Here is an 8,893-nt window from a genome sequence, read left to right on the forward strand (position 1 = left end):
GGGCCTCCCGCTACCCGGTCTCCCACGCCGCAGCCCACAGCGCTGATGACGCCGCGTTGGCGGGCGCTCCCGGCTTTGGTCGCGATATGCAGACCTCCATTCGAGAAGGGTTCGACAAAATCTACGAGGTATTCTGGCTCAACGTCTTCGGTCCAAAGCTGGTGGAAACCGTGGGCCGCGAGCGCATGCTGTCCACGCCGGCCCACCGGGTGGAGGAGCTCCCCAATGGCTCCATCCTCCTGGTGACGTGGCCCACCGTGGCGGATTTCGCCAGTGACGAGGCACGGCTCGCTCAAGCCCGCGCCCACGCCCACCTCCGGCCAGACCTGGACTTCGACACCGTGCTTCGTACCTTGCGCGAGCGCAGCGCCATGCTCGCCCCCGTGGAGCCTCGCTTTCACCCGGACGTGGCGCCGCTCCTCTCGCGCGTGGTGGACCGCGCCGCCAGCCACCAGCGCCCACGCAGAATCGCCGAGTTCAACGTCTGGCAGCCCCCCGAGCCCGAGGAGTGGCTCCCCGCCGACTCCGCCCTGCCTCCAGACGTGGATGACCCGGAACGTGTCCGCCAGCATTACAACACCCTCGCCGAGTACCTCGTGGCCCTGCTGCACACCGAGGTGCCGTCCGTCTTCCACACCACGCCTGAATCCCTCACGGATGCCGACTTCTACTTCTGGCGCGAGGAGTTCCCGACGAGCCGCCTGCGAGAGGCCATCGACGAGCGCGCGGTGCCCGCCATTGGCGCCTACCTGGGCGAGGTGCTCGTGCGCAACCTGGGCGGCCAGTGGATACCTCGCGAGAATCTCATGGAGGCACAGGTGCTCGTGGGCAATCGGGTCTGGTTGCCCTTTGTCCGGGCTCAACGCTACATGTGCTCGCGACAGACGCTCCTGGACTACTCACTGACCCGGCTCTACCGCGTGGCCGAGCGGCACCGGAGCTAACGAGCCAGCGTCGCGGCCCGCTCCAGGTTGGCCAGCGCCGCTCCGCGCTCGCGCCGGCCGAGCCCGCACGAGGCGGCCACATCCACGGTCCGCCCCACCAGCCCCTCGAGCAGCGCCAGCACGCGCCGCTGCTCCTCCAGCGGCTGCTTCTCGTGGACGAAGCCCGCGATGAAGCGTGTCCGGGACGGCAGCCTCATCCGGCGCAGCGGCTCGTAGAAGGCGGGTTCCACAGGAGGCGGCTCGATACCGCCAGCCAGCGGCACGTGGACGTAGTCGAGGGACCGCCCCGCCGGCCAGGAGCGCACCACCGCGTTCGACAAGCGCACCAGGGGGCTCACATCCCGCATGCGCCCGAGCGCCCGGTGGTTCAGGTCTCCCAGGCACAGGTGCAGCCCGAAGCGCGCCCCTTCGGGTGAACGGGCCGCGAGCCGGGAGATCCCCGCCGCGAGGAAGCGCGCCATCGGCTCCTGGAGCAGTCCGGGCATGCGCGTCGTGAAGATGAGCTCCGCGGGCACCTCGAGCTGGAAGACGACGTCCTGGCCACCTCGGGCGTGGATCTCGCGCAGCTCCCGCAGCGTCGCCTCCGTGAAGGGCTCCCGGTGGAGGAAGGGCCCCTTCGGACCCAGGGTGAAGAGCGCCACGTCGAAGTCCCCGGGGATGCCCACCTGGTACGCCAGCTCCGCACTCGTGAGGCCCAGGGCCCGCCGCCGCTCCAGGAAGAGCGGGTAGCCCGCCTCGAACGCGGCCATGTACCCGAGGTCCAGCGATTCGCCTCGCAGCGCGTGTCCACGTCGGATTCCGAAGACGGGAGTCTTGTCGTAGCTCGACCAGTCCCCCTCCCGAACCAGCTCCAGGTCCGGGTGCCTCCGGAACGACTCGACCCGCTCCATGATCCAGTTGCGACGCGCTCCCGTCTCGCCGTCCGGCAGGCTGCGCAACCGCTCCCCCAGCTGCGTCAGCGCGGCCTCCATCGCCTCCGCGGTGCTGTCGAACGGCAGGCTTCCAACGAGGTGGATGTTGCGGCGAGCCGCCGCGGCGGGAGTGACCATGGCGGGCACGTTACTTCGACTGTGCGCTGATCGACACCTCCCCGGAATCGAATCTTAACCAGTAAAAGCGGTTTTATGAGAAGATGCGGTCAGCCTCGTCGTCCCAGGAGCCGCATCATGTCCCCCCACACCCCAGAAGAAGCCCCCCCGCAGCGCACGCCCCGCTGGATCGCCCTGGCCTGGGTGGGTGTGTTGTCGGTGGTCGCGTGGCACCACATCCCCAAGGCTCACGCCAATCACACGCACACCGGCTCGAACCAGGCCCACATCGCCACCATTCACGGCAACAACGGGACGAGCACCACCCCGGGAGATCAGGACGAGCAGTACTGCGTCCAGTCGCGCACCGCGAGCATCGACGGCACCCGGATGGCGGGCTTCATCGAGGAGACGCTCGCCAAGCTCTCCACCATCTGGGACGGCACCGCGAGCTGGCGCGTCGACCTGTGGCGCACCCAGAAGTTCTGCACGGAGTACGACTCGGCCACCCGCGCCACCATCGAGTACGAGTACCACATCAAGGATGACTGGTACGAGGTCTCGCTCTGCGGCGGCTACTACAGCTGCGTGGTGTTCGATAACGGCGTCTATGACGGCTACCACACCCACTACAAGTGGGGGTATTCGTACCTCCAGACGGAGCACGTCTCCGGCTACGACACCCGCGCGCGCAAGTTCATCAACCACGAGACCGGCCACATCCTCGGTTTGATGGACCCCAGCTACAACGGGCACTGCATGAACAGCGTCATGCACAACGACCTGTACGCGAGCATGGGCTGCACCGACCCCGTCTGGTACCCCACCTCCAGCGACAAGTCCTCCGTCACGCGGATCGCGGATCGCACCAACACCTGGTGAGTCCGCGGCGAGTCCGACGCTGTCTGTCTTGAAACCTTTCGCGTCCTGAAGAGGACGCCCCTGCTGCAAGGGATTGAAATCATGAGAAAGTTCGTACGACGGGAACTGGTCCACGTGGCCGCGATGATGAGTGTGCTCGTCCTGGGCGTCCGCTGCGCGGGAGAGCTGGACGAGCCGGCCTCCGACGAGTCCCACCTGATGCTGGACAATGCGTTGCTCGTGGCCGAGCGCAGGGGCCTTCAGCTCTGCGTGGAGCTGGATCCCGCCCTGGAGGGCCGTGGCCAGGAGCTGATGGAGACGCTGAAGTCGGACGTGGCGGCCATCAAGGAGCGCCACCCCCTCTGGGAGAAGGCCGGCTTCGGTCAGGCGCCGGTGCGCGTCCAGCGCGGGTGCCCTGGCGCGGCCATGCCCTCGGGGCGGCTGGAGAGCAAGGGCGCGATGGTGGGCCCTGGCGTGAGCGCTCGCCCGAGCCCCTTCCGCACCTTCGTCTATATCGTGGATGACGCGAAGGCCCAGGAGGTGCTCGGTGAGCAGCCGGCGATCCGCGCCCGCGCCGAGCTGATGAAGGTGGAGGACCACGTCCTGGCGGAGGTCTCCACCGCGCTCGTCGTCCGGGCCTCGGCGCTCGGAACGTCTTCCTTCCAGGAGACGTGGCTCACCACGGGCCTGGGGTTGCGTCCGCTGAGCGAGCCCGCCGAGGTCACGCCCGCTGACTTCGTGCCGAAGCTCTCCGAAGGGAGCGGTGTGGCGCCGTAGTCCGCCGAGCAGGGCCCCCGGAGCCGGTTCGTCCGCTCCGGGGGAGGGGCCTGGCTCCAGCCCTAGTTGAACTTGCCCTGGCGCGCCTGCTCGAAGGGCACGCGGTGCTTCATGTACGTGTCCTGGAAGTTGTGGTTCGCGATGACGTTGACGCCGCCGTCGCCGAAGCGGTGCACCACCGCGCCCTTGCCCGCGTCCTTCAGGAACCGCAACGGGTCCACCTTGCCGCCCAGCCCGAAGAGCGAGGGCACCATGTCCCGGTTGTTCACGTAGTGCACGTACTTGGGGCCGTCCGGGTAGGTGGTCGCGGCCGCCCCGAAGGTCTCCACGTTCAGCCGGCTCATCGTCTTCTCGACCTCGGCCTTGGACATCCCATCTTCGATGCGCAGCCGGTTGGAGACGTCCTTCAGCGCCCGGCTGGTGATGAGGCCACCCTGGCTGTAGCCCATCAGGTCCACCGAGCGGCCCGCCTTCAGCTCCGTGTAGAGGGTGTCCGCCAGCGTGTCCACGGCCGGGTTGCGGCCCTTGTCCAGCTTGTCCTTCACGCACTGGGCCAGGTCGGTGACGAAGCCCTCCGTGGAGTTGTGGATGCCGATGGTGCGCGCCCCCGCCTTGTCGGCGATGGCCTGGAGGTCGCTCGACTGCGCCTCCTTGGGCGTCATGATGCCGTTGACGTAGATGATGGTCTTCGTCGGGTGGGCGTTGTTCTTCGGCATCACCGCCGGAATCTGGCTCAGCGGCGTGCCCGGCGGGAACGTCTGCCCGTTGGCGCCCACGAACTGGCCGTCATGCACCCGGTCCGGCGGCTTGCCGCCCCCCAGCAGGCTCGCCACCTGCCGCACCGGCCCCGCCTCGAAGGCGTCCGCCCCCTGCTTCACGACCTTGGCGCCCTCGGTCACCGAGTTCTTCACGGTGTTCACCGCGGCGTTGGCCGTCTGCTGGGTCTTCTCGAGGGTCTGACGCGCGCCCTGGCCCACCTGGGACAGGAGATTGCGGTTGATGGTGCTCATGCGGGGGCTCCTGCGAATGATCCGTTCCCCACATTGTCCCATGGACTGGCGTGGAAGTTACCTCCACCCCGCACTTTTTTGCCAAGTCCGCGCCGTGGACCCACACCGAGGCCTCGAGGGCGACCGACCGGGGGCCGAGGGGTTGGAGGAGGGCAGGCACTCGTCCTGCCCTGGTGTTGGGGACGAGGCCTCCCCTGGCGGCCTGGTCTCCCCCTTGGCTATTGGGGGTGGCAGCCCCACCTTCATGAAGCCTCACCCGTCCTGGAGTCGCATCGTGGACGGAAGGGGAGTGCCATGGACAGCGGCCCACCGACCGAACAGCAGGCGATCGAGGCTGAAACCACCCTCCCACCTACCCTTTCCCTGAAACAGTTCATTCTCCGGTTGCGCGAGGCCCATGCCCGTGGCGGACCCGAGGCCCTCGAGCGGGTGCTCCGCGAGGGCACCCCGCACCAGCGCTCGGTGGAGCCCTATGCCCTGCTGCGCGAGGGGCGCTACACGCGCACGCTCGTCTACCGCGACGAGGATCTGGAGATCCTGGTGCTGGGCTGGGGCCGCGATGCGCGCGCCCCCATCCACGGGCACGATGGCCAGGAGTGTTGGCTCACCACCATCGCGGGCGAGCTGGAAGTGGCGGACTACCGACTCATCGCGGGCGGCCAGGAGCCCGGGTACGCGCTCGTCGAGCGCGCGGGCCCGCCGCGCACCCTGCTCCCCGGCGCCATGGACCACCGCGACCCCGAGACGGAGCTGCACTCGGTACGCACCGGTGCGCACAGCGGCTTCGCCATCTCCCTCCACATCTATTCCCGACCCATCGAGTCCTGTCTGGTGTACGACCCGCGCCGTTCCCGTTGCGAGCTGCGCAAACTCCATTACGACCGTGTGATGCGCATCGCCGACCCTCCCACCTCCCGTCCTCCCCAGCCCGCGGCGGAGCGACCGCGCCCTGGACGTCTCGCCCGCCTCTGGCAGGTCCTCTTCCGTCGTGTCCAGGAGGTGAAGGAGACGCTCGTCCCCGCCCGGGTGGGCGAGGCCTCGGCGAAGATCGCCATCAAGCGGGTGGAGCACCGCTACGCCAACAAGGTGGTGGCGCTCCAGGACGTCAACCTCAACATCCGCTCCGGCGAGTTCGTCTGCCTGTTGGGGCCCTCGGGCTGCGGCAAGTCCACGCTGCTCTATGCCCTGGCGGGGCAGCTCGAGCCCACCGGCGGCCAGGTGCGCATCGACGGCAAGCCCATCCACGGCCCGGGGCCGGACCGGCTGCTCATGTTCCAGGAGGCGGCGCTCTTTCCGTGGATGAGCGTGCGGCAGAACATCGAGTTCGTGCTGGCCGCCCGGGGCCTGTCCAGGGCCGAGCGCCGCGAGCGCGCCACCCGCTATATCCAGTACGTCCAGCTCACGGGCTTCGACGGCGCGATGCCGCACGAGCTGTCGGGCGGGATGAAGATGCGCGCCGCGCTCGCCCGGGCGCTGGCGGTGGACTCGCCGGTGCTGCTGATGGACGAGCCCTTCGGCTCGCTGGACGCGCAGACGCGCCTGCACATGCACGAGCTGCTCCAGCGCGTATGGCTGGAGACGCGCAAGACGATCGTCTTCGTCACCCATGACGTGACGGAGGCGCTGGTGCTGGCCAACCGGGTGGTGGTGATGGCGCCCCGGCCGGGCCGCATCCTGAGGGACCTGGAGGTGCGGCTGCCCATGCCGCGCGGTCCCGACGACGTGGCGCTGGTGGGACTCGCGCGGCAGATCCGCGCCATGCTCCGTGAGAGCGAGTCCATGAAGGGTGCCGGGCCTGGAGCCCGGGAGGACGGGGGGACGCATGACGAAGGTCTGGCACCTGGGTCAGAAGCTGCTGTTCCTCGCGGGGCTCCTGGGGGTGTGGGCGCTGCTCGCCCGGTTCGGTCCCTGGCCCCACCACCTGTTCCCGGGCCCGAAGGCGGTCGCTGAGAGCCTCTTCGCCATGGCGAGGGATGGCCGGCTGTGGGAGGGCATCTCGCTCTCCATGGCACGGCTGGCGCAGGGCTATGCCCTCTCCGTGCTCATCGGCGTGCCGCTGGGCATCGTCATGGGGCGGATGCGCGCGGCGCGCCGGGTGCTGAGGCCCCTGGTGGTGGGCCTCCAGGCGCTGCCCTCCATCTGCTGGCTGCCGCTGGCCCTGCTGTGGTTCGGCCTCACCGAGACGTCCATCATCTTCGTGGTGGTGATGGGCTCGGTGCTGGCCATCTCCATCTCGGTGGAGGACGGCATCCTCAACGTGGACCCGCTGCTCATGCGCGTGGCCTCCACGTACGGCATCCGCGGGCCGCGCTTCTACGGGGGCGTGCTGCTGCCCGCGGCGCTGCCCGGCATCGTCACCGGCCTCAAGCTGGGGTGGAGCTTCGCCTGGAGGGCCCTCATGGCCGGCGAGCTGCTCTACGTGTCCGGTGGCCTGGGCCAGCTGCTCACCATGGGCCGCGAGCTGATGGAGATTCCGCAGGTGATGGCGGTGATGATCGCCATCATCCTCGTGGGCACCTTCATCGACCGGGTGCTCTTCCAGACGGTGGAGCTGCGCGTGCGGCGCCGCTGGGGACTGGCGACGGGCTGACAGAAGGCTCGTACCCCGGTCCATGTGCGGCGGGCCCCGACCCACCCCACCCTGGGCGGCATATGCGGATGCGTTCGTGGGTGGTGGCCCTGGCCACCGTCGTGCTGGCGGCGGCCGGTTGCAAGAAGGAGCAGGCGGGCAAGCAGGGAGGCGGCGAGCAGCGTCCGCTCCGGTTGGGCTTCTTCCCCAACATCACCCACGCCCAGGCGCTGGTGGGCAATGGCACGGGGGCCTTCCAGCAGGCCCTGCCCGGCGTCGAGCTGAAGATGTTCAACGCCGGCCCCACGGCCATGGAGGCACTCAGCTCCGGCTCGCTGGATGCCTCGTACGTGGGCACGGGTCCGGCCATCAACACCTTCCTCAAGGGCGGGCGGGAGCTGCGCATCATCGCCGCCGCGGTGGACGCGGGCGCGGTGCTGGTGACGAAGACGGCGCGCACCCCGGCGGAGCTCAAGGGCAAGACGCTGGCCAGCCCCCAGCTCGGCAATACCCAGGACATCGCCCTGCGGCACTGGTTGGGCCAGCAGGGCATGAAGGTGGGGCAGGACGTCACCGTCACCCCGCTGTCCAACCCGGACATCCTCGGCCTCTTCAGCAACGGGAAGATTGAAGGTGCGTGGGTGCCCGAGCCGTGGGGCGCCCGCATGGTGGCCGAGGCCGGGGGCCACATCCTCGTGGACGAGCGCGACCTGTGGCCACAGCGGCGCTTCCACACCACGGTGCTCGTCACCACCCGGCAGGCGCTGGAGCAGCGGCGCGAGCAGCTCAAGAAGCTGCTGCGCGTGCACGTGGAGCTCACCCGGCAGTGGCAGCAGCAGCCAGACGCCTTCGTCTCGCGCGTCAACGAGGCCTTCGGCAAGGTGACGGGGCACCCCATCTCCGAGCCCGTGCTCAAGGACTCCTTCACCCGACTGGTGCCCGCACTGGAAGTGGTGCCCGGTCAGCTCCAGCAAGCCGCCGAGCACGCCCGGCAGCTCGGCTTCATCCCCAGCTCGGAGCTGACGGGCATGGTGGACGACTCGCTCCTCAAGGAGGTGCTGGCCGAGGGCCCGGGGCCCAAGCCGACCGCGGCTCCGGACCCGGCCCCGTAGGCCCTCTCTCCGCCGCCCACGTCGGCACGGGCCTGGGCCTGGCGAAGGGGGCCATGGCACCCGGGCTCAGCTCAGCTTCGGGGGGATGCGGTAGATCTCCTCCACGTCGGCGTGGTTGAAGAGCCCCATCGCCTCGCGCTGCACGATGAGCGTCCACTGGCGGTACTCCGCATCCCGGCGCTTCTCGCCGTACTCGGCCAGCTTCTTGTCGCGCGCGGGGCCGGGTGCCATCGCCTGCACCTGCTGCCCGAGCTGCCTCAACTCGCCGAGCTGCCGATCCAACCTGTGCCCGAGTGCCTTGAGGCTGTTGGCCGCCTCCGCCTTCAGGGCCACTTCGATCGCGAGCGTTCCACCGATGGGGGCCTTGCTCGACATGGTCTCGACCTCCGCGAGGATGCGTCGACCTGATGGTATCGTCTCCCTCCGCTACCTGTCATGGCCGCCAAAAAACTCCTCTATGCCCTCCTGGTCGTGGGAGGGCTCGCCCTCGCCCTCCTGCTCGGTGGGATGATGTACCTCGTCACTGGCCAGCCGAAGGACCGGGCGGGCTGGTCCGTGCTGCTCCTCGGTGCGCCGCTGCTCCTGGTGGCGG

At 69.2% G+C, this 8,893-nt stretch carries 9 protein-coding genes and 1 pseudogene; 7 read left to right on the top strand and 3 right to left on the bottom strand.

What is annotated here, in order from left to right; all coding sequences use genetic code 11:
- A partial coding sequence (locus VF794_RS08160; RefSeq protein ID WP_331108617.1) for a hypothetical protein occupies positions 1–944 on the top strand: 944 nt, incomplete at its 5' end.
- Here the strand turns inward: VF794_RS08160 and VF794_RS08165 are convergent.
- Complete coding sequence (locus tag VF794_RS08165; protein ID WP_331108618.1) at positions 941–1,993, bottom strand: hypothetical protein; 1,053 nt, start codon at positions 1,991–1,993, stop codon at positions 941–943. The two genes, VF794_RS08160 and VF794_RS08165, sit on opposite strands and share 4 nt — an antisense overlap.
- Positions 1,994–2,110: 117 nt before the next feature.
- On the opposite strand from VF794_RS08165, the gene VF794_RS08170 reads away from it, so the two are divergent.
- Together VF794_RS08170 and VF794_RS08175 are read left to right on the top strand one after the other, a co-directional pair.
- The gene (locus tag VF794_RS08170) at positions 2,111–2,854 is read left to right on the top strand and encodes a hypothetical protein (RefSeq protein WP_331108619.1); all 744 of its coding nucleotides are present in this window, start codon (positions 2,111–2,113) and stop codon (positions 2,852–2,854) included.
- An 81-nt stretch (positions 2,855–2,935) separates the two neighbouring features.
- The gene (locus tag VF794_RS08175) at positions 2,936–3,610 is read left to right on the top strand and encodes a hypothetical protein (RefSeq protein WP_331108620.1); all 675 of its coding nucleotides are present in this window, start codon (positions 2,936–2,938) and stop codon (positions 3,608–3,610) included.
- A gap of 62 nt (positions 3,611–3,672) precedes the next feature.
- Here VF794_RS08175 and VF794_RS08180 read toward each other — a convergent pair whose 3' ends face one another.
- A complete protein-coding gene (locus tag VF794_RS08180) occupies positions 3,673–4,620 on the bottom strand; it encodes a hypothetical protein (RefSeq protein ID WP_331108621.1) in 948 nt (315 codons plus the stop codon).
- 294 nt (positions 4,621–4,914) lie between these two features.
- Here VF794_RS08180 and VF794_RS41710 point away from each other — a divergent pair.
- The 4 genes and pseudogenes from VF794_RS41710 to VF794_RS08195 all read left to right on the top strand — a co-directional run.
- Positions 4,915–5,451: pseudogene (locus VF794_RS41710) on the top strand (cysteine dioxygenase); the annotation flags it as partial.
- 231 nt (positions 5,452–5,682) lie between these two features.
- A complete protein-coding gene (locus VF794_RS41715) occupies positions 5,683–6,570 on the top strand; it encodes an ABC transporter ATP-binding protein (protein ID WP_414640889.1) in 888 nt (295 codons plus the stop codon).
- Entirely contained in the window at positions 6,476–7,210 is a 735-nt protein-coding gene (locus tag VF794_RS08190) for an ABC transporter permease (protein WP_331108624.1), read from the top strand. Before VF794_RS41715 ends, VF794_RS08190 begins: the two co-directional genes overlap by 95 nt.
- Before the next feature lie 62 nt (positions 7,211–7,272).
- Entirely contained in the window at positions 7,273–8,301 is a 1,029-nt protein-coding gene (locus VF794_RS08195; protein WP_414640888.1) for an ABC transporter substrate-binding protein, read from the top strand.
- Positions 8,302–8,367: 66 nt separating this feature from the next.
- On the opposite strand, the gene VF794_RS08200 is transcribed toward VF794_RS08195, so the two are convergent.
- Positions 8,368–8,676, bottom strand: a complete 309-nt coding sequence (locus VF794_RS08200; protein WP_331108623.1) for a hypothetical protein — start codon at positions 8,674–8,676, stop codon at positions 8,368–8,370.
- Between the last annotated feature and the right edge of the window lie 217 nt (positions 8,677–8,893).

The sequence above is a fragment of the Archangium sp. genome, from assembly GCF_036389735.1.
Classification (GTDB): domain Bacteria; phylum Myxococcota; class Myxococcia; order Myxococcales; family Myxococcaceae; genus Archangium.

Bases quoted from the DNA above. Each gene is read 5' to 3' on its own strand.
- VF794_RS08180 (WP_331108621.1), bottom strand. From the start codon at position 4,620: ATGAGCACCATCAACCGCAATCTCCTGTCCCAGGTGGGCCAGGGCGCG.
- VF794_RS08165 (WP_331108618.1), bottom strand. From the start codon at position 1,993: ATGGTCACTCCCGCCGCGGCGGCTCGCCGCAACATCCACCTCGTTGGA.
- VF794_RS08200 (WP_331108623.1), bottom strand. From the start codon at position 8,676: ATGTCGAGCAAGGCCCCCATCGGTGGAACGCTCGCGATCGAAGTGGCC.
- VF794_RS08170 (WP_331108619.1), top strand. From the start codon at position 2,111: ATGTCCCCCCACACCCCAGAAGAAGCCCCCCCGCAGCGCACGCCCCGC.
- VF794_RS08195 (WP_414640888.1), top strand. From the start codon at position 7,273: ATGCGGATGCGTTCGTGGGTGGTGGCCCTGGCCACCGTCGTGCTGGCG.
- VF794_RS08175 (WP_331108620.1), top strand. From the start codon at position 2,936: ATGAGAAAGTTCGTACGACGGGAACTGGTCCACGTGGCCGCGATGATG.